Consider the following 26,385-nt stretch of genomic DNA (forward strand, 5'->3'; position numbering starts at 1 on the left):
GGAGCTCGGGCTGTGTAACGGCCCGGCTCTGTTGTCAGGTTGGCGCGCGAGTGTCGTTCTCGTCCTCAGCGATGCTGTACCAGGCCCAGTAAGTCTGACGCCGTGTGTCGCCATTGGCAGTGAGCACGCGCACCGGGCGTCCCAAGGCGTCATAAAAGTGTTGCTCGCTGGGGCGCGCGGTATTGAAGGCCGCATCGTCGATATAGCCGGCACGGTCGGCGAAGTAAGGTCGCCAGGTCCGCGCCAGGCCACCCTGGTTGTCGTACTCCACCCGGCCACTGATCCGCCAACGGTTCGCTGAGTCTGTTTGCTCGGCGCCTGCGCGCAATAGACCGCTGTTTTCGACCTGAAAGGCTGGTCCCGGCGCAGCTTTTTCCTGGGTTTGCCGCACTCGGCCAAAACCGTCGTTGAAGGCCAGGGCGACATGGATCTGCCGTTCCTGCGAGGTTCCTTGCCAGCGGTCGGCATGCAGCACCACGGCATGCACGGGCACTTGCCTGGTCGCCCGAATCAGGCGTTTGAGGGTTTGATGATGGGCCTGCGGGTCGGTCAGGCTGTTGAGCCGCACCCAGGCCGAGGCGCGAATATGCCCGCTGGGCAGCAGGTAAGCGCTGCTGACCCAGGCTGCCTGGAGACTGGCGGACGGGATTTGTCCCATCCAACTGAACACATCGTAGACGCACGCACTCTGGGCGTTGAGCAAGGCTGTCTGCGGATCGGCCAGCGCCTGCGCCGGCCCGTAGTCGAGCGCGCGGGTGAAGGACTGGCGAGTGTCATGGCCGACAGGTTTGCTCTGCTCTTCGCCCTTGAGGCCGGTCGCCAGCAAATGCCCGTGGGCATCGTAGTGTGCATACCGCTGGGTACGCTGCGCATCGGTCACCAGCACCGGCAAGCCCAGACGATAGTCGTACTGTGCCTGGGTCGAGCAGCCGTCGGCCGATTGCACCTTGATAACGTGCAGCCCATAGGCATCGTATTCAGTGTGCGTGAACCCGTGGCTCAGACTCGCCTGATGACGACGAGGCCGGTAGAAGGTGTCGGCTTGGCCATACCGGGTGTAACCCTGGCCGAGCGACCACAGGGTGATGGCCTCGTCACGCCCGGCGGCGGGCGACAGGAACGCGGTCAGGGGCCGATAGTGCTGTTCGGTCAGCGTGGCAGTGATAGCGCTGTCCTGATACACATCCAGGGCCTGTTGATCGAGTTCGGCTGTTTCGACGTAAGCGAGCAGGGCCTGAAAGTTCGCGGTTCCGGGCGGTAAGGGGGCAGTGTGTTCGGCCAGGCAATAATGCTGCCTCCACAGCCCGCCCAGTTGGCGTTGGGCATCCGGCCCCAGCGGGTTGGACGAGCCCTCGGCGACAAAGTGCTCATAGCTGATGGTGCTACCCGATAACGCCTCTTTGCTCAGCACCAGCGCGTTATTGCGTTGCTGGTAGGGCAGCCGCAAGCGCCAGCGCTGCGCGGCATCCAAGTGGATGAACTCGGCGCAGGTTTCGCTCAGGTAATAAGCCTGCTGCGCCGGGTCGTGTGCGTCGCGCCACCACTGCTGCTCGTGGGCCAGCGCCGCTGGCGCAGAGTCGCCGGCAGTCTTGCGGCGGGCATAATCGACCACCACTTGCTGCAAATTACTCGCGTAGCGGTCCCAGCGCAGATTCAGGGTGTGCTGGCAGCAAGGGTCATCCTTTTGGCGCTCGTAACGACAGGTCATCGATTCCACCAGCAACGGCAGCAGAACGGCCGGCTCGCCGGCCTTGGGCGAAGGCTTCACTTGGCGCACCAGATAGCGCTGTTGCTGCACTGAGTATGGCACTGCCTGCTGCGGCACATCGGCGGCGGCATACACCTCTTCGCGCAGTAGGCTACCCGCCAGCGCACGCTGCATGGCGCGCAAGGTCGAGGCACCGGGTGTGGCGATCAGCGTGTCGCGTGTGTGGCCGGCTTCCAGTTGGCTCAGCTGGGACGGGCCGAGCGTGGGGGCCTGCGGGTCAGCCGCGTAAAACGCTTCGCGCGGTGGGGCCAGCGTGTTGAACCAGCGCTTGGTCAACACGCCTGACGGTGCGTGGGTATTAGGTGGCTGAGCGGTTTGCAGCACCAGGCCGAAGCCGATGAACTGGCGCTCGTCACGGTCATAGCTGGCTTCGCGGTAACAAAAGTATTGGGTCGAGTGGTTGCCACTGACCAGGTCCTTTTGCCGTTGCCGTTTGACCACTGGCAGGGGGAACGCAAGGCTACTGTCCTGGGCCATTCCCAGTGTCTGCCAGTGGTGTTTCTCATCGAGCCATTCCTGGGCGCTGCTGCGGTAGCGTAATTGGGTGGCCGCTCCCATGTTGTTCAGGGTGGCTGTTAACAGATACGGTTTGACGCTGACAAAGTCATAGCGCCAATGCTGCGGTCGGATGTGCGGCACACTCAGGATCAGACTGGAACAGCCCAGGCCTTGAAGGTCGGCGAAGCTGACCTGGCACGTAGCGTCATGGCGCATCCCCTCGGGCCAGCGCAGCGTCATCGGTGCCGATGTCAACCCGTTGCCGGCGCGGTTCATGTAGACCTGTAAGTGGTCGGGTGCCAGGTAAATCAGGTCCACGGCGCCTGATCCATCCAGGTCGGCGAGGCGAATGTTGGCGGCATCGAAGGTGGCAGGGTCGAACGCCAGTGGGGCGAATACAAACCCCTTGCCGAAGCGACCACGCCCGAGGTTGGGCCAGCACTTGAGTTCGTTATGGCGAATGCGTACCAGGTGTTGTTGACCGCTGCCGAGCGGGTCGCAAAAAGCGATCAGCTCTGTCGGCGTATGGCTGAGGGTTGGTAGCCCGTCATCGTCGGGCCCATGGCGCACGTCCTGGCCAGGATCAAAGCCTCCGTCCTGGCGCTGCGCATACAGGCGCACGCTGCGGCTGCCGATCAGGGCCAGGTCCAGCCTGCCGCTGCCCATCAGGTCGGCCAGTTGCCCGTGGGGGTGGAAAAACTCCTGGGGCATCGCCGCAAAAGGCACAAACCCCGACCATTGCCGCTGCGAGTCGAGGCTGAAAAAACCGCTCAGCCCCGGTTGCGCCACCACCCATTCCAGATGCCCATCGCCGTTAAGATCCGCCAGCGCCTGGCGCGTGGCCTGGGTGCTATCAGCGAGGGGAATGCGTGGCAACGCCTGCCAGGGCCCATACGCCAGCGCATTGCTGTCAGCTGGGCCGGGGGCCCTCAGCGGCTCGCGGTAGTACCAGCTTTTATCGGTGCGGTGCAGGATGCCCGGCAAGCCGTCGCGGTACAGGTCGACCAGCTGGTAATGCTGCCCGTCGTTGATGCCCGCCATGGCGTCGAACGTTTGGTAGTGCGCGGTTTCCAGTGTCGGCCCGAAGACGCTGTAGGCCAGTTCCAAGGGCGGCCAGGCACTGGCGGTGCCTTGGGCGTCATAGGCCTGGTTGTGCACGGCGAACAGGCAACTGCCGATGGCGTGGCGATCGGTGTACTCCAGCAACATGCGCCGCGTCAGCACCGGCTCGGAGCCCAGGCTCGGCTCGTCGGGGAAGTAATGAAACATCAGCACTTGTTGGCACAGCCGCCGGGTGCCGAGCTCAAAGCCATAGGCATAACTGCTGATCGGGTCGTTGCGGACCGGCCAGGCGTGTTGTTCGGCATAGGTCGGCACTTGGCTCAGGCCAGTGTGGCGTTCGCCATAATCCAGCAGCAGTTCGAAGTGCCATTGCTTGTCAGCGAGGGCGTCCGCGCGCCACAGCGCCAGGTGCTCAAGGGGCTTGAGGTTGCCATAGCACACCCGCGCCAGATAACGCTGGGCGCGATAGTCCCTGGCGGCGCTTGGCGGCTGGTCGTCGCGTTTGTAGTGGTAATAGATCTGCTCACCCAGCGGGTTGAAGCTTTCCTGCAACAGCCATTGGGCTACACGTGGGCTGTTGTTCGGGTCCGCACAGCGCGCGATCTGCGTCTTGCCGAACAGGTGCACGCAGCCGTCCGCACCCTGAACCAGCCAGAATCCGGCCTTGTCGCTGGGGGTGGACCAATGCTCGATACGGTCGAAGTGCGCTTCTATCACCGGAAAATAGCGCACCACCCGGTGGGGTTCATCCAGGGCCAGGCCGTTATAGTGGTCCCAGGTTGTGGCCCGAATTGCGCCGTCGGCATCACGCTCAGGGATCATGTCGATGCCTTGGGGGCTGGTGAAACGGTCGTCATCATCGTAGGCCGGTACGCCTTTGCGGGTATCACGGCTGATGGCGCCTGCCGACACCCCCCAGCCGAGTCCGAAGGGCCCATTGCCCTGGGAACTGCGATAACCCAGGCTCAATGCAGGCGTGAAGCCACGGCCCGGCGAAACCGGCAAGGGCACCTCCAGGCACGCTTCGCCCCGTGTGCCCACCGCGCCCCATTGCGCGCTGGGGCCCTGGATGGCGCCACCGCCCTTGGGCAGCGCAGGAATCTTCGGTTCCAGGAGGTCGGGCGGCTGCACGCTCATCGTTGACCTCCGGTGTTTTTAGCGGTGTAGCGCAGGTGCACGATGATATCGGTGAGGGATTCGAGCAGGGCGTTTTGCCGGGTGTGGTTGGGAAAGGTCAGTTGCCAGGTGGAGATGGCCCCGGTGTATTCGAACGGCAGGTAACGCTCGTCACTGTCGAAGTTCAAGGTGAACAATCCGCTGTCGTTGAGCCCGCTGGACAGGGCGATTTGCTGCTTGGCGCGCAGGTCTTTTTTTACCGCAGCTTCGGTGTGTTTGGCCGCAGGGGTGAGGTGCGTGGTGTTGGTGGTCTGGGTGAGGATGGCCTTGATATCTTCATAAGGCCCCAGCGTGGCAGGCAGGGACACGCTGAGGTGCTTGATGCGCCGCAGATAGTGGCCGGGGTAATCGTCGTCGAACAGCTTGAGGGTCAGTTCAAAGGTCATGGTGCCAGTTTTCACCAGGTCAGCTTTAAGCGTGGCCCAGGGCTTGTCGCGCGTCGCCACAGGGTCTTTGCTGTGCAGATGGCGCAACGACACGGTTTTAGTGATCTCCAGCAAACGCTCGTTGTGGGTGAGGTAGGCGCTGCTCATGCTCAGCAGGTTGTGCTTGAGCGCTTCGCCGGCACTCAAACCTCGGTATTGATGGGTCCAGGGCTGGGTTTGAATGAAGTGCTTGTCCCACTGCGCGCGCTCTTCCTGCCAGCAGGCTTCGGCCGCCAGGCACAGTGACAGCGTCGAGTCATAGGCCTGGTAGTAGAAGGTCGACAACTGGCCGTTGAGCCATTGATACAACTGGGCGTTGGTGAAGCGTTTGCCGAGCTGGTCGTACAGGGTTCGTGCTTGGGTGAAGCTGGCCTGGGCCAGGCCCAGTTGCAAGCGGGTATGGGCTTCCTGCTCGGTGTAAGCCTGCAGTTGGGCGTCGACCTGGGCCAGTTCAAGGCGTGCCTGCTCCAGCGTATGGGCCCACTCGGTGGCGCGCCGGGCGAACAGGTCGGCGCGGTCCAGGTGGGCTGCGTTGGCGCGTTTTTCATTGGCAATGCCTTGGGACGCCGCGTGCAGCGCGTGAAAAGCGCCCTCGTAGCGCACGCCGCCGTTGGAGGTGCCGAAAATGTTCGGTATCAGCATGGCCAGGCCCGCGCCGGCTTGTGCCACGGCGGCGGCGGTGTCCCAGCGCGCACTGTCCTGGTACTCCTGGGTGGCCTGCGCTTCGGCCGGGCTGATGCCACGTTTGAGTTGCTGTTCAAAGAAGGCTACCCGCGCTTGGACAATGCTGCGCCCTGCCAACAGCGCCTCTTTGTTCCTCGCATCGAACTGCACGGCCTGGGCCTGTTGCTCGACGGCCAGCCTGGCCAAGTCCCAGGCTTGCTGTTGCTGGGTTTCCAGGTACTGGGCCTGCTCCTTGCGTTCGAACAATGACAACAAGGTCGTCCCCAATTGGATAAGGTTGTCGACTGCCTGCAACGCGTGCCCCAGCAGTACCTGGAAGCGATAGTGCGCGGCCTGGGCGGTGCGCAGCGACGGACGCAGGCTGACGCCGGCAGATCCTTGCTGGTAGGCAGCGAGCAGCGTTTGCGGCGACAGCGTGGCGGTGTACAGCGGCAGGCTCAAGGGCTTGCCGGTCAGGTCCAGATGATGGCGCAGGTTGTGCAGGCGAGATTCGATTTTGTCCCAACGCAGCAGCAAGTCAGGGCTTAGGGACCGACACAGCCGCGAGGTGTTCGCAGGCGCTGCCTTGCTGTCGAGGGTGGAAGGGTTTTGCAGTTTGTCCAGGGTCGTGGTTGCCCAAGGATCTACCGGGTTGAGTGGCGGTCTTGGCCCGAGCAAACCCTTGGCGCGGATGTACCACAATTTGGCTTCGGCCAGGCTGTCACGGGTCAGTTGCCGGTAGGCCGCATCCCCGCGATTGAGCAGAATGTCGACGTACAACAGATACAGCGCCTGGCGAAAATGTACTGCACTGCTTTTCGCCAATGGATGGGACAAGGAAGAGGCGCGGTGCCCTTGTGGCGTGCTGGCAAGCAGCGCGGGCAGGCGCCAAACGTCAGATGGGTGGACGGGATCGAACACGTAGCGTATCCACGTTTCGGCCTCGGCGTATTGCTGTTCCTGGTTCAGGCGTTGCGCCAACAGCCAGGGCAGGTAGAGAAACAACTCCCAGTAATACACGCCATAGGGGCCCTGGAAGTCCAGTGAGCTGGTGTCTTTTTCGTCCGGCAATGGCGGCTCGCGCCAGGCATCCGGCGCCAAGGCGAACAGCTGCTGCAAACCTGCGCCAGCGGTTTTTGCCAGGAGCCCCGCCACGCAGGTGTTGGTGCGTATGGGCGCTCGTTTGTTTTCAGGCTTATCAAGAGACTCGATGGTGGACCCGTTGAAGTCGATGAACTCTGCCGTGCCATAGGGCGGGGTAGCGAGTCGCCGGATAAACGGAGCCAGTGGAATGATCGGGGTGCTGTTATTGGGCGGCAGGGTGAAGGTCGCGGTTTTCAACGCGTAGCCCAGGATGATGGGGTCGGGGTAGTGCACATCGCTCTCCAGCAGCAATACGCCGTGAATCAGCGTCAATGAGGAAACCGTCGTGCTAGTGAGATCCTCGTGGTAGGGGTGCAAGGTCTTGGGGGAGAGTTCTATCTGCGCTTCAAGTGTGTGCGTCTCGGACAGTTCGGTGAAGGTGTCGCGCAGGGTGCGCCGGGAGGCGTCTGCCAGGCCGACGAGTACCGTGTTATTGCGGTGGGGGCTTTCTGGTAAGGCGCTTTGTCCCTGCTTCGGATACATCAATACGGGTTTGTACAGGCGTTGTTTCTGTTGAACCTGGACCTTGTCTAGCAACAGATCGTAGGCGTAGCTGCTGGACTCCGCCTGGTGGTTGTAGAACGACAGGGTAGCGGTGTAGGTCGCGTCCGGGGTGTTGAAAAAATAGTCGAAGGCTTCCTCGCTGATGCGTTTGTCGCGCAGATTGAATGTCGTGCTTTTCGGGTTTTCTTCATCTTTTCCAATCTGCGGCAGGGTAAAGGTCGCCGGCTGATTCGCTGCATTTTTTATGAATTGGGCATAGCTGACCCCGGTCTCATTGCACTTGAGGGTCAAGTCGATACGCACGTTGGAGAAGGTTGCCAGCTTGGCGCCCTCCAGAAATATTTCAGCGGTGGGGCCTAAAGCCAGCGTCGCGTTTTGCGCAGGCCCGCTGGTGCTGAGTGTGATGGTCAAATTGACCAGTGCATCTGCCTTGCTGAACCTGACAGTGCGGTGCGGCTCGAAGCGTTTTTCCAGGCGGGTGGTGACCTCCAGCACTGACGTCGTGCGGTCGAATCGGATATCGCTCTCAGCCGAAAGACTGCGGATATGCTGCTGATGGTCTTCGTAATTCCAGCCATTGGTGGTGTGATGGGGCGTTTGGTTGTCCAGGGTATCGACTTTGACCTGGACCGTTTCGGGCGCCCTGAATTGAAATCTTGACCTGTTGTGGTGCCCGAACAGGGCCAGGTAGCGCCCGGCCAGTTCCGACTCTTTATGCCAGGAGAACATCCGCCGCGTGCTGCCCAGGGTTTCAAGCCAATGAACGTTGAAGTGTTGATCCAGCCGCACCGCTTGAAAGAAATGCCGATGCAGGCCGTTGTGCGAGGAGGCCGTTTGATGGTTCGGCTGTGCGCTCAGGCCCAGGAACAGTGACGGCGGTTGGCTTTTTGAATCGAGTACGGCGATGGACGCCGTGGCGCTCATCAGGTCTTCCGAGCTCAATTCGTCCAGGCCCTGTGCCAGGCTGTACTCCTGAATGCAGGCCTGCGGCACGCTCCAACTGTCATCCAGTTTTTTATAGGAAAAGTACAAGCGCAACTGTAGATAGGTGGTCTTTATCCGGGTTTCCAGCCGTTGCTGGTATTCCTTCTCCGATTCGACATCGCCTCGTCCAATCGGGGTGATATCTCTCGACGACGATGTGGGGTTGATGCATTGAGCCCACACCACGAAGAGGCGCCCATTGAACACCACCGGACGAATCGTCTGCTCGGGGACGTTGTCGTCAATCGACAGCGGCAGCATTTGCCAACCGGACCAGGCTGCCGGGGTGGCCGCGTCGCCCGAGGCCATCTTCAGCGTGCGCCAGTAATAGGTGTTTTCCGAGCTGGACTTGCCGGTGAAGTAATAAGTACTGCTGGCGAAGCTGTCTTTATCACCGTCTATATAGCCATTGAGGGTCTTGATGTTGGCGAGCGTTTCGAAGCCGCTTAAGTAACCGTGGACGGCGGTGTGCAGCGGTGCAGGCTCGATACGAAATTGATTGAGCTGGTTTTCCAGTTGCCTGAAGTTGTCGCTTTTATCATGACGCAAGGTGGGGCTCAGAAAGCTTGCCGGGTAGTGCTGGAGTTGCTGGTGCGCACGCCACAGCGAATAGGACTGCAACTGGTCCTGCCACTCGGTCTGTTCGTCAACGCTCATGCCCTGTCCGTCGTAGCCAGGCTCCAGGCCCAGGTAAATGCCGTTGATGTACTGCTGCACGCTGGCAATTGCACTGGCGATACGGGTGGTGGGTACCGTATGGCTGACTTGAGGGTCGAGCAGCCAGTAGGCATAGACATCGTCGACGGTCTTGACGGTGTCGGCTACAGCCGTGTCTTCAGGCAATACGCTGTTGAGGTAGAACCCCAGCATCGCATCGCGCAGGTGTTCGTTGAGGTGTTGCGTGAGGGTGTCAGACATGGTCATTCCTTGAACCGGTCGAAATACAACGGGGTTATGGCGCTGCGGCGAACAATGCGGAGCCGACGTGTTGCCAGTCTTCGTTCATCAAGGTGGCATGCAAGTCGGTCGCCTTGAGCAAGGCCCTGGCAGAGAGGCCGGTGAGCCTGACGGCTTCATGGCAACGCAGGAGCCAGTCCAGGTCGGCCAGGGTCTTCACCTGCTTGGCAGGCAGGTATTCAACGAGCAGGTTGATTTCATCGACATCCCACTGCAGCAACGCGGCCAGTTGCGCGGTGCATGCTCCATCGTCAGTCAAGGTGGAGCCTTCATCGGAGGATGAATTGGCGCACTGCAAGTAGGCGAGCACGCTGTCCTGTGCCAGCCCGTAGGTGTTGAGGCAATGGGCAAAGCGTTGCAGCAGGTACAGCGTGTTCAGCGTCAGCTTGAGCAACGAGGCCGGTGTGTGGTCCGGGCTCAGCCAGTGCGGATGGAGCACAAACGCCTGCAGGGCCTCACGGCTCACCGCCAGCCCCAATGACGCTTCGGCATCCGGCAGGCTCAGCAGCACATTTTTGTGCAGCTCCGTAGTGGATTCGGCAGTGGCAGTGCGGGCAATCTGGCGGACCACGAGTTTGCGCCATTGCAGGTGCGCTGCCGGGTCGCCGGCAAGGTGCACCGGGTCACTGAGCAGCGTGTCGATTTTCTCTTTCAACGGCTGCATTTGTCGGTAGAACGCGCCCAGCTTCTTGGCCACTGCTTGTTTGGCGTCGTTGTGCAGAACCGCGTTGTGTTCTGGGTCCAGGCTCAGGGGGTGGGCTTCGATAAGCTGCACCAGCCCATTGGGCAGCTCTTTGGGCGGCGCAGGCTTGAGCAGCGGTTGGCTGTGCAGCAGCCCTTGTACGATGAGGGCATGCCAGGCAATGGGCGCGGCCTTGGTATCGGCCTCGGGCTGGGGCAATGACAGGTCAGCGAGGTCTTCTTGCGCCAGCAGGCCATGTCGGGTCAGCTCGACCATGTCATCGAGTTGCGTGATGTACGCCTGCACTGGGGGCGGCGGGGATTGGGCGTCCAGGAGCAATTGACGGCGAAGCTGATCAACCGTTTGCCCAGTGTCATTGAGCCAGGTGACCAGCCAGTCCATTTGCATCAGCACATCGAGCAGGTCGGCGGGTGCATTCACGCCCGAGCGACGCAGGCTCGGGTTGACCAGTTGGCCGGTGTAATCCTTACCGCCCAGCAGCGCCGCCACATGGTAGCTGTCGAGCACTGACAGCCCGAACAACTGCGCGATCCGGGCTTGGCGATACAGCGCGCTATAAAATGTAAGCCTCGGGCAAGCAGCGGGCAGATGCAGGCGGGCCTGCTTGATCAGCCAGTGCAACGAGGCCGGGGTGTCGCTCAGGTGCAGGCCGGTGCAGAGCTGGTGGCGGAGCGTTGTGGGGATTTCCTCCCTCAAGGCCAGGGTCGGCCTGTCCAGCGTCAATGCCTGGCCAGGCAACGGGCCGGGGTTGAACAGCTGGTCGTACAGCGACAGGCGAGTACCGGGTGCCCACACCGGTATCTCATCCAGCACGGCGGCAAAGGCTTGCAATGACAGGCTGTAGCGGCGTTCCAGATAGCGATAGACGCCCAGTGCGCGCAGGGTATTGTCGTTGGCGGGCCGCGCCGGGTCGCCCTCGTGTTCACGCCGCACCACGCTCGTCGACAGGGCGTCGAGTGCGTCGAAGGGCAATTGCGTCCAGCGTTGCAGGCGGATCATTCGGTGCAGGCGCTGGTAACGTTCCCATGAGGTATTGAGCAGGCGCGCACCACCCTTGTCCTGTGTAGTGATCGACAGGGACGACTGGGTCGCGCCGGCCTCGGTGATCGGCCCGTTCACGTACGCGGCACCGTTGTGCAGGCGCAGCTTGGCCGGCGGCGTTGGCAGGGCGCTTGCCAGAACATTGCTCGACAGCACCGGCACATACTTGCCGCAGGCCAGTAGCGCTTCGGTCTGATCGGCGGTGAGTCCGGTTTTCTGCAACCAGTGGGACAACTCCTCAAGGGGCTGCTCCTGGGTACCATAGTGCTGGGTAAAAAAATCTTCTGCCTGTACGTCTCCCGTTCTTATTAACAAAGGCTCCGTCAATAACACCTGCTGGGCAGGGCTCAGCCCGGACAGCAAACGTTGCGCTTCATAGGCCTCGTGCCTGACCACGCCGTAAGTGTTTTGCGCACGCTGGCTGGTGGGCAGCTTGAGGCTGATGCGGTAACTGAGTTCGCCCAGCTGTGGCTTGCCGCCGGACAAACCGAGCCAGCACTGGCGATGCGCACGTTCGAACGGCAGCACGAAGGGGAACCGTTGCTTGCCAAGCACCTCATCAAGGGAACGGCCGCGGTATTCACGGCGGGTTTGTTTGAGGTGAGCGTCGATCTGGCGCGACAGGGTTTCGTTGATCATCGAGAGTTGAGGAATCACAGCGCTGAGGCTACGTTCGTCCAGGGGCAGTGTCTTGAGTTCGGGGCGACGCTGGTCGAGGGTGACCTTGGGCTGTTTGCCTTTACCGCTTTTTTCCAGCGCTTGGGCAAACAGGTATAACGCCTTCAGGTAGGCGATCGGGGAGTCGATTGCCGCCATGGAAGAGGCCGAACACAGCAGGTGCCAGTCCTCTTTGAACAGGTGGGTATAGGTGGGGGAACGCGCGTCCATTGTGATGAATCTCCTGAAAGCCCGCGGCCACTGCCGAGGGCCATGGCACGCTAGCATGGGGCGCCAGGCCGGCTCGGTCGGCCGGATCGCTGAGTGAGCGAGGAGAAATCATCGGTGTAGATCGATAGCGCGACAGTGCCTGTGGGTCACTGTCGCGCGAACCTTGCGGCGAGGAGGTAGCCGTTACGCGGCCAGCGGTTTTTTCGCCATGGCTTTTTTGTGCGCGGCCTTCATCGCTTCCATCTCGGCCCCCAGCTCTTCGAGCAGCGCTTTACCCAGCAGTTTCTTGGCCTGAGGGAACATCTCGGTTTCTTCTTCTTCGATATGGTGCTCAAGCAACTCCTTGACCACTTTGACGCGACCGGAAAACTCGGTGGACGAGGGGTCGGTTTTTTTCAAGTCCGGCAGTACCAGCGAGTCGACGGTGCGGTGCTCTTCCTTGGCTTCGTGGTACATGATGTCCTGTTCCTTGCCCCCGGCTTTTCTGAACGCGGGGTAGAGGATCTCTTCTTCGAGTTGGGTATGCAGGGTGATCTCCATTTCGAGTTTGGCCAACAACTCGGTACGCTTTTTTACCCCGCGTTCAGTGGATTCGCTTAACTGGGTCAGCAGGGTCTTGACGCGTTCATGGTCGGCTTTGAGCAGGTCGATGGCGTTCATAGGTAACCTCACGGGGGGGATGCAGGCGTGTCGAAGTGCACGCCTCGTGGTGAGGAAGGTTGCATCAGGCGTACCAACTTTTTATTGTTAAAAATTATCTTATAAGTCAGTCGGTTGTATTTTTTCTGTGTGCTTGGAGGTCGTGCAGCTTGCATGGTCGGGCCGGGTTGAGATTGCACAACGCACAACTGGTTGCTGACGCTCCAGCGCAACGGGCGGCCATAAAGTGTGGCCAGGAAAATTCTAATGGAACCCTTGGGGCATCTGCTTGACCTAACGCTTAGACTTCAGGAGGTGAATCATGCAAATTGAATATATCTGGATCGTATTGGCGGTGGTTCTGCTGCTCTTGGAACTCTGGGCGATCAATATCGTTTTGCGCAGCACTGGCGGATGGGAGACCAAGGGGTTGTGGGTGGTGGTGCTGGTGTTCGTGCCGCTGCTGGGGTTGATTGCGTGGGCAATGTTCGGGCCCAAGCGTGAGATGGCACAGCAGCGTAAAAGCTGAAGCGGTGAGTGATAAAAAACAGGCGCCCATCGGGCGCCTGTTTTCATTGCGGTCAACCGATCAGCCGCCGACGGCCTTGGCAATCGCCTCATTGAACGCCGGTAGATCGTCCGGCGTGCGCGAGGTGATCAAGGTCCAGCCATTGGCCTGGCACTCTTTAACCTCGGCATCCACCACGCCGGCAGCGCCGGCGTTTTCAAGGTCGATGCGCACGCTTTTATAGGCAGTCAGGGTTTTGCCCTTGACCACGCCAGCGTCGATCAGGGTCCATGGCCCGTGACAGATTGCCGCGATGGTCTTGCCGGCCTGCACGAACTCATTGATCAAGCGCAACGCGGCGGCATCCTGGCGCAGCGTATCGGCATTGACCGTGCCGCCCGGGATGACCAGCGCATCGAAGTCGGCGCTGACAACATCCGACAGTTGCACGTCGGATTCCACGGTCTGGTCTTTTTCCGTGTCGCCGACAAATGTCTGGGTAGTGCCCCCTTTGCTGGAGGCGTGCGTCACGGTCGCGCCGTAGCCACGCAGCGTCTCCAGCGGCTTGAGCAGTTCGTCGCGCTCGATACCGGTGTTGGAGGTGATGACGAGGATGTGCTTGCCGTTGAGTTGCGAGCTCATGGTCGAGTGTCTCCTGGGGTCATGGATCGATTAATGGGCGTATTTGGTTTGCAGTTCCTTGGCCATTTTCAGGTGGGCTTCAAGGGTGGGCAGGGTCTTGGTGGCAAAGGCTTTCAGCTCGGGATTGTCCGAGGAGGCCGCTTCTTTCTTGAACAGTTCGACGGTTTTTTCATGGGCCGCCACCTGGTTGTTGGCGTAGGCCTTGTCGAAGGATTCATCGCGCATTTCCAGGATGGCTTTTTTCGCCTTGTCGGTGAGCGCAGCGTCATCGGGTACTTCGATATCGAGTTTTTTCGCCAGGGCCATCAGTTCCTGATTGGCTTTGGTGTGGTCGGTGACCATATGCTCGGCGAAGGTTTTTACGTCCGCCGAGCTGCTTTTTTCCAGGGCCAGCTTGCCCGCTTCCACCTCGGTGATACCGCCCTGTGCGGCGTTGTCGACAAAGTCGTTGGAGGTCGCCGCCATTGCGGTGGACATCGAGCCAGCAATCAGCATGAAGGTAAGGCCCATCGGTTTCATCAGTCGAGTTTTCATGGGGTCTCTCCTTGGAAATGGCGGGATGCCGTTACCTGACTGTTGAATCGAGAGGTGGGTAAAAGGTTTAAATTTTTTTGCGCTTTTTTGCCCAGTGGTGAGGCGAGGCAATTGACTTGAACCAATCCGGATTCGCAGGGTTCTGCTGCACAGGGCCGTCATCTCAGCGGCCCGCCATTGCCAGGAGGATTGCACTATGACCGTTCATAAGACTACCGATAAAACCCCCGACCCCATCAGCTCTGAAGACGCGCAAAAAGGTAATGCCGAGGCCACCAAAGGGCAGACGCTTGAACCAGCCAATCCCAAGACCGAAACCATCGACAAAGTCGTGACGCCGACCTCGATCAAGGACATTGAACGGCAAACGGATGCAATCAATGAGAAGCTCAACAACGGGCGTTGAACCTGCTGAGTTGATCGGTGGCGAGGGCGCTTGCTCCCGTGGCGGCCTGAAAGCTGCCACTGCTGCTTTTTTATAAATAAATATAATAATTAGCTTAGATTAAAATGTGATTTTTATTATTTATGACCATCCCCTAGTCTTGCTTGGAGTCCCTTTAGGCCATCCAGGAAGATTTGCCATGAGCAGCGTCACGCCGATTTCCAGTGTCTTGAGCAATGTGCGCCAGCGGGTCACACCGCAAGAGTGGGAGGTGCGGGTCAAGCTGGCCGCAGCCTACCGACTGGCGGCGTTGTACAAGTGGACTGATCATATCTACACGCATTTCTCGGCCCGGGTGCCAGGGCCCGAGGCGCATTTCCTGATCAATGCTTTTGGGCTGTTGTTCGACGAAATCAGCGCCTCCAACCTGGTCAAAGTGGATCTGGACGGCACTATCGTCGATGACCCCACCGGCCTGGGCATCAACTACGCCGGCTATGTGATCCATAGCGCCATCCACGGCGCGCGCCATGACTTGCAAGCGGTGCTACACACCCACACCCGCGACGGTATAGCGGTGTCGGCCCAGAAGCAGGGGTTGTTGCCGATCTCACAGCACTCTATCGCGTTCTCGGGTCGTGTGGCTTACCACGGCTACGAGGGCGTGGCCCTGGACCTGGATGAGCGTGAACGGCTGGTGGCGGATCTGGGCGACAAGAGTGTGATGATCCTGCGTAACCACGGCTTGTTGACGGGCGGCGTCAGCGTCGAGCACGCCTTCCAGCAACTGCAAAGCCTGGAGCGAGCGTGCAACATCCAGATCGCGGCACAGGCGGCGGGGAATGCCGAGTTGATCTTCCCACCGGCAGAGGTGGTGACAAAGGTTGAACAGCAAGCCAAGGTATTCAGCAATGGCGAAGGACCGGGCGTGGCGCGGCATTGGAATGCGCTGGTGCGCCAGCTTGAGCGTACCGATACCGACTACAAGAACTGAGTCGCTTATGGATGGTTCCCACGCTCGCGTGGGAACCATCGTCGTTCTGTACTATCAAGCCACTTGTTGAGCCCGTTCCCGTTCGGCGACCAGCTGACGAGTGAGGGGAATCAATATCTTGCCGTAGTCAATCGCATCATTGAGCGGGTCAAACCCACGAATCAGGAACGTGGTAATCCCCAGGTCGTAATAGTCCAACAGCGCCTCCGCGACTTGTTCCGGCGTGCCCACCAATGCTGTGGAGTTGCCTTGCGCTCCGAGCAACCCGGCAATCGCGGTCCACAAGCGTTTATCCAACCGTGAACCTTGCGCCGCCGCCGCCAGCAAGCGTCGCGAGCCTTCATTTGGCGGTTCGCGGCGTACAAACCCCGCCTTTTCGGCCAATGCCGTGGCTTGCTGCAAGATTTGCTCGGCACGCTGCCACGCCAATTCTTCGGTCGCGGCGAGGATCGGTCGCAACGACAAACTGAAGCGAATCGTACGCCCATGCCTGGCCGCTTCGGCGCGCACCTGGGTCACCACCTCGCGCACCTGCTCATAGGTTTCGCCCCATAGCGCATAGACATCCGCGTGCTTGCCGGCCACCGCAATCGCCGCCGCTGAAGAACCGCCGAAATACAGCGGGATATGTGGCTGTTGTGGCGACTTCACCGTGGAGTGGGCGCCTTCCACCTGATAATAAGTGCCGGTGAAGTCGAACGGCTGCTCACGGGTCCATTCCTGACGCACGATGCTCAAGTACTCATCGGTGCGCGCGTAGCGTTCGTCCTTGCCGATATGGCTACCGTCGGCGCGCAGTTCGCGGTCGTCGCCACCGGTGATGATGTGCACGGCGGTACGACCACCGTTGAACACATCCAGGGTGGCGAACTGGCGTGCAGCCAAGGTGGGTTGGGCAAAACCTGGGCGATGGGCGATCAGAAACTGCAACTGGGTAGTGACGCTGGCGGCATAGGCCGCGATCAGCGTGCTGTCCGGGCTGTTGGAATGGAATGCCACCAGTGCGCGGTCGAACCCCGCCGCTTCGTGGGCGCGCGCCACGGTTTCGACGTAATCCGGTTGCAGGGTAGGGCCGCTGCGCGGGTGGATTTCCGAGGCGTGGTGGCCGCCGATATAGCCAATGAATTCAATGCTCATGGTCAGGTCCTTGTCGAGGTGGGTAAACAAGCCTCCACCGGGCAAGGGGTCGGTTCGTAGGGGGAAAATAGAGGGCACGGGCGCGGCTGTAAAATGCCGATTGGTTCTAACCTAATTATAAATTTAAAGAATAATATTTATTTATTGATATGAGTAAGGCTGTGATTGGCGTCTTTTGCTATCAGGAATGCAGTTTATAGAGTGAAAAAATATAATAACTGTCATTTTCTACAGTTACTCATCTCAACCAATGAAGAAAAAATAGCCTCTCATTTTTTTGCGCGTCCCTTAAGTGAGGTGCTTGATATGCAGGCAGATACGGTGCTGGATTTATTTGCAGATCGTCTCGCCAAGAACGCAACTGCTCTGGCAGTCGTGACTGAGGCAGAATGTCTGACTTATGCGGAGCTGGATTACAAAAGCTCTAAAGTCGCGGCCTTTTTGCAGTCCCGCACTATCGGGCGGGGTGACTACGTGCTGGTGCAGGGCGAGCGCTCCATTGAGTTGATCGTTGCATTCCTGGGCGTCATCAAGCGCGGTGCGGCGTTTGTTCCGATGGACCGCCAACTGCCCTATAACCGTAAAGCCTATATCGCCAGGCAATGCGCGGCCTCAATCATCCTTTCCACTCAACGCCATGATGTCGAGCCCTTGCCGGCAACCGAAGTCATAACCGTCAGCGAGCTGCTGAACTCCAGTCAAGTGTTGAGTTATCAGCCTGTTGGTGTCCGAGGCGATGATGCGATTTATGTGATTTTTACCTCGGGCACTACGGGCGAGCCCAAAGGCGTAGTGATCGAACATCACAGCGTCGCGCAATTGATGATGCAGCACAATCGAGATTTGGGTGTGACGTCTTCCAGTCGTTGCAGTTTCATGGCCGCAGTGGGGTTTGATCTTTGCCAACTTGAGATCTGGTCCGCGCTGACGGCAGGGGCCTGTCTGTATGTTCCGGGTCAGGATGCGCTGCTCAATAGCGATGACTACTTGTCATTCTGTGTCGCGAAACAGATCACCCATGGCTTTGTACCCACGTTGAGAATTTATGACGTGCTGAACGCCAGGCAGCCGCAAGGATTAGCCTTGAGCTGTCTTTACACCTGCGGTGAAAAACTCCATCCCGTGGAAGTCGACCATCTGCCTTATCGTGTTTTTGACTGCTATGGCCCCACCGAAACCACTATTTACGTCACTCGTAATGAGGTTCAGAGCAAACGCTTACAAAGGCCTGCATCGATTGGTTATGCGATAGATCACTGCCGCATTCATATTCTGGATGAACACCTCAACGAGCTCGTAGTTGGCGAGGTGGGGGAACTTTGTATTGCCGGGCCGGGCCTTGCTCGGGGTTATTTGGGTGCGCCTGAGTTGACTGCGCAGCGCTTTATTTATTCACCCACGCTCAAGTGCCGGTTGTACCGCAGCGCAGACCAGGCCCGAGTGTTGGCGGATGGACGGATTCAGTTTCTGGGCCGCATGGATGGGCAAACAAAGATTCGTGGCTACCGTATCGAAACCGGTGAAATAGAGACGCGCCTGCTCAAAGAGCCGAGCATCAACAGCGCGGCGGTGGTGGTGCAAGACACCGGTACACAAGCGCAAAAACGCTTGGTTGCTTTTGTCGTACCGCGCAACAGGCAGGTGCATAGCGGGCGATTGGTTGCAGAGCTGCGACGCAGCCTTGCTATGGATTTGCCTGATTATATGGTGCCCGAGTTATTCCATCGCCTTGACAGGCTACCTGCCAATGCCAATGGCAAGATAGACAGGCCAGCTCTGTTGACTCTATTGCAGGCGATGCCGACCGTAGCGTTGGATATACAACGCTTTACGCCGGGCCCACAAGTTACGTTGGCGAGGGCGTGGTTTGAGGTGTTGGGTCACGCTGATTTTGGCCCCCAAGACAACTTTCTGAAGGTCGGTGGGCACTCCCTGGGCGTGGCAGGATTGGCGGAGAAATTGTCAGTACAGTTCAATATTCACGTGGCGGTGCGCGACATATATGAACATCTGGTATTTGAGGATCTAGCGGCCACATTACACCGACGCACTCAGTCTTTACATGGAGAAAAAGGGGCCGAGCGTGTGCACGCTTTCGAAGCCGATGGGGCGCTCCCGCTGGACATGTGTTTCGCGCCAGGCTTCGAGTCGATGCAATTGAAGAGTCCCGAGCATACCTTACTGACTGGCGCGACCGGGTTTGTCGGTATTCATCTCTTGCACCAACTATTGACCACCTCAATCGCCCATATTCATTGCCCGATGCGTTGTGACAATACGCCGGCTGGGCTGGTGAGGCTGCAGCAAGTCAGCGAGCGTTACCAAGTGCCCATCAGCGAAAGCGATTGGAAGCGCATTCACGTGTACGTGAGTGACTTGGCGGCTGAGCAATTAGGTTTAGGGAAAGAAGTGTTCACCCATTTGGCGCGCTGCGTGGATGTGGTCTATCACTCGGCAAGCGCAGTGAATTTCATCATGCCTTACAGCTATATGAGGCGAGATAACGTAGAGGGTCTCAAGCAAATTCTCCATTTTTGCGGTGCGCAAAAGACAAAGGCATTGATGCTGATGTCGACCATCTCAATCTATAGCTGGGGCCATCGTTTCACCCATAAGAGCCATGTGTACGAACAGGATGATATCGACGAAAACGTACCGGCTATTCGCGATGACCTGGGTTATGTACAGAGTAAGTGGGTGATGGAAAAACTCGCAGATCTGGCCGCGTCCCGAGGTCTGCCGTTAATGACCTTTCGGTTGGGTTATGCCACCTGTCATAGCGTGACTGGCGAGTGTGCTCACTACCAATGGTGGGGGCGCTTTATCCGCACCTGCCTGGCGTATGGCGCGGTACCCGATCTGGAGCGTATGCGGGAAGGCTTGACCACTGTGGATTTCATGGTTGAGGCGGTGGCCCATATTTCCCGCGACCCCCAAGCGCTGGGGTTGAAGTTTAACCTGTGCCAACCAGAATCCACCAATCTGGACCTCAAAGCATTTTGTGAGCGGGTGGGCGAGCATTATGGCCGAACGCTTTCGGTTGTCCTGTATAAAAATTGGCTCGCATTGTGGGAACACAACCCCGAAGCATTACTTTACCCATTGCTTGGAATGTTCAAAGACCCGATGCACGCAGATCAGTCCATCCTTGAGCTTTACCAAGAAAATTATTCCTGGGATCGCAGCAACACCGTGCGGTTTCTTGAGGGTAGTAGTATTCGCGAGGCCCAATTCTCTGGCGAAGTATTGGCGCGTTATCTCGACAAGTTAGATCCAAACAGCTCACGTCAAGGCGATAGTTGACGCGTTGCTGTGCGGCCCGACGGTACTGGCACGGTCCGCCAGGTAACGCGCTGGCGGTTGGCCCATGGCCTTGCGGAACATGGTGATAAACCCGCTGGCATTTTCATAACCCAGGTCCAGCGCCACGCTCTGCACACTTTCGCCGTTGGCCAGGCGCTGCAGTGAAAGGATTACATGCAACTGCCGGCGCCAGCGACCGAAGCTCAGGCCGATCTCTTCCAGCAACAGGCGGGTCATGCTGCGTTCGCTCATGCCGATGCGCACGGCCCATTCGCCCAAGGTGGATTTGTCGCCGGGGTTGGCCAATAGGCTGTTGGCCAGCCGATGCAAGCGCGGGTCTTGGGGCATCGGCAGATGCAGGGCTTCGATGGGGGCCTGGGCCAACTCATCGAGTAATGTCGCCACCAGCCGGCCCTGGGCGCCGTCTTCGTCGTAGAGCTGCGGGAAACTCACCGCCTTGCCGATCAACTCATGCAGCAATGGCGACACCGACAGTGTGCAGCATTGCCAGGGCAGGGCGCGGGCGGCGTCCGGGTTGATCAACAGGCAATACACGTCCGCTTCGCCAGCGCCACGGGCCGCGTGGGTCACCCCGCCGGGAATCCACAACGCGCATTGCGGCGGCACGATCCAGATACCCGCCTCGATCACACAATGCACCACGCCGCGCAAGGTGTAGATCAACTGCCCGTGTTGATGGTGGTGAGGGGTATGTTCCCAGCGCTCGGAGGTACTCGAGGCGCCCACGGCCACTATCGAGCGAGGGATGGCGGCGGCGTCGCGAACCCGGCAGGGGTCGTACAGGTCGAGGCGGTGATGAACCATGGTGGGAACTGCCTTGGCTGGATTGCGAAACATTCTGGCTATTCTGTGCAATGCTGTCCAGCGACCTGTGCTCTATGATGAGAACCAATCTCATCCAAGGAGCTTAGCCATGCGACTCGACAGTTCGACTTTCCCCGTGGTGAAAATCTTTTTCGACGCGCCTAACGACGGCGGGCCGGAAGATGCCTTACTGACCTTCGAACATTTGTTGGCCCGTGAGCAGCCCTTCTTGCTGCTGCACGAAAAAACCGTGGATGAAAACAATCACGAACACGCCCACGAAGAGCGCAAGCGCGCCTCTATCTGGATGAAGAAAAACAAAGCAGCCTTGCGCGCCTACGTCAAAGGCATGATCCAGGTGGAGCCCAGCGCCGCCAAGCGCCTGGCTCTCAAGCCCTTCGCCGTGACGTTCGGCAAGGCCTGGGGCTACCCGCTGCTGGTGGTGGAATCCAAGGACCGCGCCTGGGCGCTGGCCCAGGACGTGCTGGACACAGAAGTGTCGGATGTGGCGCATTTCTAAGCCTGGCCAAAGCTCGACAGCGTCCACAATTGAACTACCTTGATTGACGAGCCTTCCCACTCGGTAATCAAGCATGCGCACTTTATGGACGCGGTATCTGGCGTTGCTGGAAAACGACCTGAGCACGCAGATTTTTGACAACGTCAAGAACCTGTTGGTCTGCGCGCTGTTGTTTGCGGCGGGGACCAACGCGCTGGTGGGGCCGCACGATTTGTTGATCGGTCTGTTTGCTTCCAGCGTCGCGGGGTGGGGCTTGATTGTGCTGTCGACGCTGCTGATGTTGTTGAACGTCAGCGACGGCATTCGCCGGCTGGCCAAGTTGCGTTATCACTTGGCGTTGCAACTGTTATTGATCCTGATCTACGTGGTGGTTGCCGAGCGGGTGGTAGAGATTGTGTGGGTGTTGCGCGCCCACTGAAGTATCCTCCGCGCCTCGTTTACCACTGATTCAAACAAACATGACAGGACAAGCTATGCAGGCGCTGCTCGAGTCGATCCTCGACGAAGTGCGCCCCTTGATCGGCCTCGGCAAAGTTGCCGATTACATTCCCGCGCTGGCCGACGTGCCCGCCCACCAACTCGGCATCGCGGTCTACGGCAACGACGGCGCGGCTTACTGCGCCGGTGATGCCGATACGCTGTTTTCGGTGCAGAGCATTTCCAAGGTCTTCAGCCTGGTGCAGGCCATCGACCATGGTGGCGAAACCATCTGGGAACGCCTGGGCCACGAGCCCTCGGGGCAGCCGTTCAACTCCATGGTGCAGCTGGAATTCGAACGTGGCCGCCCGCGCAACCCCTTTATCAACGCTGGCGCGCTGGTGATCTGCGACATCAACCAGTCACGCTTCGCCGTGCCGATTCTGTCGATGCGCGACTTTGTACGGCGGCTGTCGGGCAACCCGCAAATCCTGGTCAATAGTGTTGTGGCCGAGTCGGAAGCCCAGCATGGTGCGCGCAATGCGGCCATGGCCTACTTGATGAAGTCGTTCGGCAACTTTCATAACGATGTGGACGCGGTGCTGCACAGCTACTTCAACTATTGCGCCTTGCAGATGAGCTGCCTGGACCTGGCCCGAGCGTTCAGCTTTCTGGCCAACGAAGGCGTGAGTGCCCACAGTGGCGAGCAGGTGCTGACGGCGCGCCAGACCAAGCAAGTGAACTCGATCATGGCCACCAGCGGGCTGTATGACGAGGCTGGCAATTTTGCCTACCGCGTGGGCCTGCCGGGCAAGAGCGGGGTCGGCGGCGGGATCGTCGCGGTAGTGCCGGGGCAGTTTACGGTGTGCGTGTGGTCGCCGGAGTTGAACGCGGCGGGCAACTCGCTGGCGGGGATGAAGGCGTTGGAGTTGTTGAGTGAGCGGATTGGGTGGTCGGTGTTTTGAACTCGGTCCCCCTGTGGGAGCTGGCTTGCCTGCGATAGCGGTTTTTCAGTACCGGATGTGCTGGCTGACACAGCGTCATCGCAGGCAAGCCAGCTCCCACAATTTGATCTTTATTGTTCTTTGAACTGTAGGAGCGGCACGATCATCAGGTCAAGTGGCTGGGTGGGAGTCATCCAGTGCCTTGTCCACGAGCAACTGCACACCTTCGAGCATGCGGCAGATGCCCAGCGCTACGTTGCGTTGGGTACCGTCGATTTCAAAGGCGAGGTGGGTGGCGATGTCGGTGATGGAGGATAGATCCTGGGACGCGTTGATCAGCAGGGTTTCGGTGTCCAGGCCGGGGCGCACGATGAAGATTTGTTCTGGGGGGCTATCTTTAATCATGGTGAAACTCCAAGGGATATGGAGCTGCCACGGTTCGCGGTCAAACGAATTAGGGTGGCAGCTATACGCGGGTTGACCGACCGGTCCCAAGGAGCCCGGCATACCCGGAGGTATCCCGCGTACAGCTGCCGCGACACGATACAGCAGGCGTAAAGAAAACGCCTGATTCGATGTGGCACAGATGCAGTTGGGAGTCGGACGGTCAAATCCGGCCGCTGAATTGGCAGCGACGGTCCAGAGGTTAGTCAGCGAAGTTCCGAGCGACAACCTGAAACAGCTGTGGGAAACGTCCGAGACCATACCCCACTGTAGGAGCGAGCTTGCTCGCGAAAAAATTCCAGGCCCTGCGGTCATCCAGGTTGCCCGTGTCATCGTTGACGATCTTCGCGAGCAAGCTGGCTCCCACAGCGGGTTGGCGGCGTGCTTTGTGGAAGCGCGGCACGATCATCAAAGGTGTTGGAGTTGTAGAGTGAGCGGATCGCGTGGTCGGTGTTTTGACATGTACCTTAACTGACAATCGTTGGTTACTTACTGGTATGTACCTGTCATAAATGACAGTTGTGCGCCTGATCGGAAAGGGATAGTTTCATCGTTGGTGACCGTAGTTCGTATTCACGGAACTTAAATAATATCTTTCAGGGAAGATCTATTATGAAAGTGTCACGTAAACGAGCAGGAATATTCATTGTCGTCTTCATGGGAACATTGAGTTTGGCTGCTCAAGCAGCAAGCTACGTGAATCTTGGTCACGTCGGTGGGCCTCAATGTACTGCACTCGCTGTGAACGACACAGGCATGGCAATCGGCAATTGTGTATCTGGCAATACTTCCGCGATAACGCGGCCTTGGTTAGCTAACGTGAGTGGCGCGATAGTGCAACAGCTGTTGCCTGTTCTTGCAAACGGACAATCTTGCACCGCGATGGGAGTCGCTAATAGTGGCACCATTTCCGGCCAATGTTTGGATGCTAATAACGTCAATTTTGCGGTGTCTTGGCAAGTCAGTTCTCCATCGCTAGGTCCAAAGGTACTGCAGCCACTTCCTGCAACATTACTCAATCCCCTCTTAAGGCCTGGCGACGTCACCACAACCCCTACGGCAATGAATGAACGGGGAGGTATTGTCGGGTCGAGCTACAGCGCCGATGGTAAAGGAACCGTAGTGATCTATGCAGCCACCGGTAATGGTGCCGCGCAGAGAGTTTCTGATTGGGGAGACGATTGTGTCGCCAACTCAATAAACTACACATTGATCAACAGCTATCCGAGCATTGCCATGAATTGCCCGAATAGTGCAGGTACACTCAGTGGCACCGTAGCTGTTCGAGGCAGCCTTGGGTATTCGAAAGTTGTATTGCCTTTACCCCCAGGTGCAAACTTTTGTGTGGCTAAGGCCATTAATGACCAGTCACAGGTAGTGGGTACCTGCGTTTTTCCTGACTCCAACGCCAATGTAGCAAAGACAGCTTTTTGGGCGAGTCCGGCCAGCGTGCCTCAGTTGTTGACTTTACCTATAAATGCAAAGAATTGGGCGCTGGACCTCAACAATCAAGGCAATGTGTTGGCCGCTAGGGGGGACAGCAGTGGTTTTTCTCAGTCGCTGTATTGGGAACCCCCTACTGGTACTTTTGGTGTTAGGCCAATCCTTCCTCCAGACGGTGCAGTCACGACGTCAGCGGTTGAACTAGCTGATAATAATTCAGTCGTGCTTAATAGTACTGATGGGAACCAGTATGCAAGGGGCTGTATCTGGACTCCTACGTCCCCAGCACTCTGCCTATCGCCCATTCCTGGCGGTAAAAAGAGCAATATTTTGGCGATTTCGCAAAATGGAAATTATGCCGTGGGTGTGAGCAATGACGTCGACCAAGATGACAATGCCGTGGCAACAGTTCTGCCCTAATATTCATATACACGCAGGTAGATATCATGAAATCGTACAAAATGAAAAATTTGCTGTCTGGCTTGCTGCTCGTTGCTTCTGTTTTGCATGCTAGTCAATCTTATAGCCGTGAATTTTCAGCAGTGGGTGGCGAGTTTGTTCTGGAAAAGAGTGCTCCTTTTGCCATTTTTGTGTACGAAATTTTTAAGAAGAAAGAGACTTACCCTCCAGTAGAGGCAACGTCGGTCAAAGAGTCGAATGCACCTGGTAAATATGACTGTGATGCGTGGGGTAATCGTAGGGTTAATAATTATTTGTGGGAAAAGTGCTGAATTGTATTTTTCAGAAAGCTGGATTTCATTTTTGTATGTCGGTTGAGTTAGCTTTAACTAGGTTGGGCCAGTCATGTAATCTGACTGGCCTTTTTATTTGTGAGTTGGTTTCACGTTGCCGGCGCACTCGATGATTATGTCTTTTGAGATTTTCCTCTATTTCAGCCGGTTGGGTGAGCTTCCAGCCGCCGCGACACGATACCTCAGGCGTGCAAAAAAGGCCTGAAGGGGTGCAGGGCGTAGCAGTTCGTTAACAAGGTCGGACGGTCAAATCCGGCCGCTGAATTGGCAGCGACAGTGCAGAGGTTAGTCAGCGAAATTCCGAGCAACAACCTGAAACAGCTGTGGGAAACGTCCGAGACCTTACCCACTGTAGGAGCGAGCTTGCTCGCGAAAAACTTCCGGGCCCTGCGGTCACCCAGGTTGCCCGCGTCATCGTTGACGATCTTCGCGAGCAAGCTCGCTCCTACAGTGGGTAAGGGTGCGGCACGATCATCAGATCAAGTGGCTGGGTGGGTGTCATCCAATGCCTTGTCTACGAGCAACTGCACACCTTCGAGCATGCGGCAGATGCCCAGCGCTACGTTGCGTTGGGTACCGTCGATTTCAAAGGCTAGATGAGTCGCGATGTCACTGATGGAGGCTAGATCCTGGGAGGCGTTGATTAACAATGTTTCTGTGCCTAGCTCGGGGCGCACGGTGAAGAGCGTATCTGGGGGATTTGGGGTGTCTTTGATCATGGTGAAACTCCGTCGACAAGTGGAGCCGCCAGCGTTCGCGGTCAAGCGAAGAGGGTGGCAGCTGTACGCGGGTTGACCGACCGGTTGTCAACGAACCCGGCATACCCGAAGGTATCCCGCGCACAACTGCCGCGACACAATACCTCAGGCACAAAAAAAACGCCTGAAGAGGTGCAGGGCGTAGCAGTTCGTTAACAAGGTCGGACGGTCAAATCCGGTCGCTGAATTGGCAGCGACGGTCGGTGTTTTTCAAGGTAGTTGTCACTGTTCTTCGTTTTAAGCTGCTTGTTTCATAGTCGTTTCTTTCTCAGGGTTCAGTGTCACTGGCCCAGCGGGCTCGCAGTTTCTGACTGGGCGCACACCCCAG

At 58.3% G+C, this 26,385-nt stretch carries 19 protein-coding genes; 9 read left to right on the forward strand and 10 right to left on the reverse strand.

Annotated elements, in window-relative coordinates; genetic code table 11:
• Nucleotides 1-34: 34 nt before the first annotated feature.
• From TX24_RS12485 to TX24_RS12500, 4 genes are all read right to left on the reverse strand, one after another.
• Nucleotides 35-4,465, reverse strand: a complete 4,431-nt coding sequence (locus TX24_RS12485; protein ID WP_057710443.1) for a SpvB/TcaC N-terminal domain-containing protein — start codon at nucleotides 4,463-4,465, stop codon at nucleotides 35-37.
• Entirely contained in the window at nucleotides 4,462-9,141 is a 4,680-nt protein-coding gene (locus tag TX24_RS12490; RefSeq protein WP_057710444.1) for a Tc toxin subunit A-related protein, read from the reverse strand. Before TX24_RS12490 ends, TX24_RS12485 begins: the two co-directional genes overlap by 4 nt.
• Nucleotides 9,142-9,175: 34 nt before the next feature.
• Nucleotides 9,176-11,812: a Tc toxin subunit A gene (locus TX24_RS12495; protein WP_057710445.1), complete on the reverse strand. Its 2,637-nt coding sequence runs from the start codon at nucleotides 11,810-11,812 to the stop codon at nucleotides 9,176-9,178.
• A 183-nt stretch (nucleotides 11,813-11,995) separates the two neighbouring features.
• On the reverse strand, nucleotides 11,996-12,472 hold the full coding sequence (locus TX24_RS12500; RefSeq protein WP_003191732.1) for a hemerythrin domain-containing protein: 477 nt from the start codon (nucleotides 12,470-12,472) through the stop codon (nucleotides 11,996-11,998).
• A gap of 301 nt (nucleotides 12,473-12,773) precedes the next feature.
• Between TX24_RS12500 and TX24_RS12505 the strand changes: the two genes are divergently transcribed.
• On the forward strand, nucleotides 12,774-12,980 hold the full coding sequence (locus tag TX24_RS12505) for a PLDc N-terminal domain-containing protein (protein WP_003191730.1): 207 nt from the start codon (nucleotides 12,774-12,776) through the stop codon (nucleotides 12,978-12,980).
• A gap of 60 nt (nucleotides 12,981-13,040) precedes the next feature.
• Here the strand turns inward: TX24_RS12505 and TX24_RS12510 are convergent, their stop codons facing one another.
• Nucleotides 13,041-13,601 (reverse strand): type 1 glutamine amidotransferase domain-containing protein, encoded by a 561-nt coding sequence (locus TX24_RS12510; RefSeq protein WP_003191729.1) that lies wholly within the window; start codon nucleotides 13,599-13,601, stop codon nucleotides 13,041-13,043.
• A 30-nt stretch (nucleotides 13,602-13,631) separates the two neighbouring features.
• The gene (locus TX24_RS12515) at nucleotides 13,632-14,135 is read right to left on the reverse strand and encodes a DUF4142 domain-containing protein (RefSeq protein ID WP_003191727.1); all 504 of its coding nucleotides are present in this window, start codon (nucleotides 14,133-14,135) and stop codon (nucleotides 13,632-13,634) included.
• 196 nt (nucleotides 14,136-14,331) lie between these two features.
• Between TX24_RS12515 and TX24_RS12520 the strand changes: the two genes are divergently transcribed.
• Both TX24_RS12520 and TX24_RS12525 read left to right on the forward strand, forming a co-directional pair.
• Nucleotides 14,332-14,541: a hypothetical protein gene (locus tag TX24_RS12520; protein WP_003191725.1), complete on the forward strand. Its 210-nt coding sequence runs from the start codon at nucleotides 14,332-14,334 to the stop codon at nucleotides 14,539-14,541.
• A 178-nt stretch (nucleotides 14,542-14,719) separates the two neighbouring features.
• Nucleotides 14,720-15,514, forward strand: a complete 795-nt coding sequence (locus TX24_RS12525; protein WP_003191724.1) for a class II aldolase/adducin family protein — start codon at nucleotides 14,720-14,722, stop codon at nucleotides 15,512-15,514.
• A 54-nt stretch (nucleotides 15,515-15,568) separates the two neighbouring features.
• Here TX24_RS12525 and TX24_RS12530 read toward each other — a convergent pair whose 3' ends face one another.
• Entirely contained in the window at nucleotides 15,569-16,651 is a 1,083-nt protein-coding gene (locus TX24_RS12530; protein WP_057710446.1) for an LLM class flavin-dependent oxidoreductase, read from the reverse strand.
• Nucleotides 16,652-16,852: 201 nt separating this feature from the next.
• Between TX24_RS12530 and TX24_RS12535 the strand changes: the two genes are divergently transcribed.
• On the forward strand, nucleotides 16,853-19,954 hold the full coding sequence (locus tag TX24_RS12535; RefSeq protein WP_157255548.1) for a non-ribosomal peptide synthetase: 3,102 nt from the start codon (nucleotides 16,853-16,855) through the stop codon (nucleotides 19,952-19,954).
• Here the strand turns inward: TX24_RS12535 and TX24_RS12540 are convergent.
• Nucleotides 19,934-20,779 (reverse strand): AraC family transcriptional regulator, encoded by an 846-nt coding sequence (locus TX24_RS12540; protein WP_057710448.1) that lies wholly within the window; start codon nucleotides 20,777-20,779, stop codon nucleotides 19,934-19,936. The two genes, TX24_RS12535 and TX24_RS12540, sit on opposite strands and share 21 nt — an antisense overlap.
• A 109-nt stretch (nucleotides 20,780-20,888) precedes the next feature.
• Between TX24_RS12540 and TX24_RS12545 the strand changes: the two genes are divergently transcribed.
• From TX24_RS12545 to glsB, 3 genes are all read left to right on the forward strand, one after another.
• Entirely contained in the window at nucleotides 20,889-21,299 is a 411-nt protein-coding gene (locus TX24_RS12545) for a hypothetical protein (RefSeq protein ID WP_003191721.1), read from the forward strand.
• Nucleotides 21,300-21,372: 73 nt separating this feature from the next.
• The gene (locus TX24_RS12550) at nucleotides 21,373-21,717 is read left to right on the forward strand and encodes a hypothetical protein (RefSeq protein WP_003191720.1); all 345 of its coding nucleotides are present in this window, start codon (nucleotides 21,373-21,375) and stop codon (nucleotides 21,715-21,717) included.
• Between the two features lie 55 nt (nucleotides 21,718-21,772).
• Entirely contained in the window at nucleotides 21,773-22,681 is a 909-nt protein-coding gene (gene glsB, locus TX24_RS12555; RefSeq protein WP_003191719.1) for a glutaminase B, read from the forward strand.
• A gap of 150 nt (nucleotides 22,682-22,831) precedes the next feature.
• Here the strand turns inward: glsB and TX24_RS12560 are convergent, their stop codons facing one another.
• Complete coding sequence (locus tag TX24_RS12560) at nucleotides 22,832-23,065, reverse strand: DUF6124 family protein (RefSeq protein ID WP_057710449.1); 234 nt, start codon at nucleotides 23,063-23,065, stop codon at nucleotides 22,832-22,834.
• A gap of 651 nt (nucleotides 23,066-23,716) precedes the next feature.
• On the opposite strand from TX24_RS12560, the gene TX24_RS31850 reads away from it, so the two are divergent.
• Nucleotides 23,717-24,967, forward strand: coding sequence for a hypothetical protein (locus tag TX24_RS31850; protein ID WP_157255549.1), 1,251 nt, complete (start codon nucleotides 23,717-23,719; stop codon nucleotides 24,965-24,967).
• A 26-nt stretch (nucleotides 24,968-24,993) separates the two neighbouring features.
• Nucleotides 24,994-25,278 (forward strand): hypothetical protein, encoded by a 285-nt coding sequence (locus TX24_RS31855; RefSeq protein ID WP_157255550.1) that lies wholly within the window; start codon nucleotides 24,994-24,996, stop codon nucleotides 25,276-25,278.
• Between the two features lie 500 nt (nucleotides 25,279-25,778).
• On the opposite strand, the gene TX24_RS12575 is transcribed toward TX24_RS31855, so the two are convergent.
• Nucleotides 25,779-26,018: a DUF6124 family protein gene (locus TX24_RS12575; protein WP_032900698.1), complete on the reverse strand. Its 240-nt coding sequence runs from the start codon at nucleotides 26,016-26,018 to the stop codon at nucleotides 25,779-25,781.
• Nucleotides 26,019-26,385: the final 367 nt, after the last annotated feature.

Origin of the sequence: Pseudomonas lactis (assembly GCF_001439845.1) — a bacterium.
Lineage (GTDB): Bacteria > Pseudomonadota > Gammaproteobacteria > Pseudomonadales > Pseudomonadaceae > Aquipseudomonas > Aquipseudomonas lactis.

Bases quoted from the DNA above. Each gene is read 5' to 3' on its own strand.
- TX24_RS12525 (WP_003191724.1), top strand. From the start codon at position 14,720: ATGAGCAGCGTCACGCCGATTTCCAGTGTCTTGAGCAATGTGCGCCAG.
- TX24_RS12540 (WP_057710448.1), bottom strand. From the start codon at position 20,779: ATGGTTCATCACCGCCTCGACCTGTACGACCCCTGCCGGGTTCGCGAC.
- TX24_RS12550 (WP_003191720.1), top strand. From the start codon at position 21,373: ATGCGCACTTTATGGACGCGGTATCTGGCGTTGCTGGAAAACGACCTG.
- TX24_RS12520 (WP_003191725.1), top strand. From the start codon at position 14,332: ATGACCGTTCATAAGACTACCGATAAAACCCCCGACCCCATCAGCTCT.
- TX24_RS12530 (WP_057710446.1), bottom strand. From the start codon at position 16,651: ATGAGCATTGAATTCATTGGCTATATCGGCGGCCACCACGCCTCGGAA.
- TX24_RS12505 (WP_003191730.1), top strand. From the start codon at position 12,774: ATGCAAATTGAATATATCTGGATCGTATTGGCGGTGGTTCTGCTGCTC.
- glsB (WP_003191719.1), top strand. From the start codon at position 21,773: ATGCAGGCGCTGCTCGAGTCGATCCTCGACGAAGTGCGCCCCTTGATC.
- TX24_RS12510 (WP_003191729.1), bottom strand. From the start codon at position 13,601: ATGAGCTCGCAACTCAACGGCAAGCACATCCTCGTCATCACCTCCAAC.
- TX24_RS12485 (WP_057710443.1), bottom strand. From the start codon at position 4,465: ATGAGCGTGCAGCCGCCCGACCTCCTGGAACCGAAGATTCCTGCGCTG.
- TX24_RS12500 (WP_003191732.1), bottom strand. From the start codon at position 12,472: ATGAACGCCATCGACCTGCTCAAAGCCGACCATGAACGCGTCAAGACC.
- TX24_RS12490 (WP_057710444.1), bottom strand. From the start codon at position 9,141: ATGTCTGACACCCTCACGCAACACCTCAACGAACACCTGCGCGATGCG.
- TX24_RS12495 (WP_057710445.1), bottom strand. From the start codon at position 11,812: ATGGACGCGCGTTCCCCCACCTATACCCACCTGTTCAAAGAGGACTGG.
- TX24_RS31855 (WP_157255550.1), top strand. From the start codon at position 24,994: ATGAAATCGTACAAAATGAAAAATTTGCTGTCTGGCTTGCTGCTCGTT.
- TX24_RS12545 (WP_003191721.1), top strand. From the start codon at position 20,889: ATGCGACTCGACAGTTCGACTTTCCCCGTGGTGAAAATCTTTTTCGAC.
- TX24_RS12575 (WP_032900698.1), bottom strand. From the start codon at position 26,018: ATGATCAAAGACACCCCAAATCCCCCAGATACGCTCTTCACCGTGCGC.
- TX24_RS12560 (WP_057710449.1), bottom strand. From the start codon at position 23,065: ATGATTAAAGATAGCCCCCCAGAACAAATCTTCATCGTGCGCCCCGGC.
- TX24_RS31850 (WP_157255549.1), top strand. From the start codon at position 23,717: ATGAAAGTGTCACGTAAACGAGCAGGAATATTCATTGTCGTCTTCATG.
- TX24_RS12515 (WP_003191727.1), bottom strand. From the start codon at position 14,135: ATGAAAACTCGACTGATGAAACCGATGGGCCTTACCTTCATGCTGATT.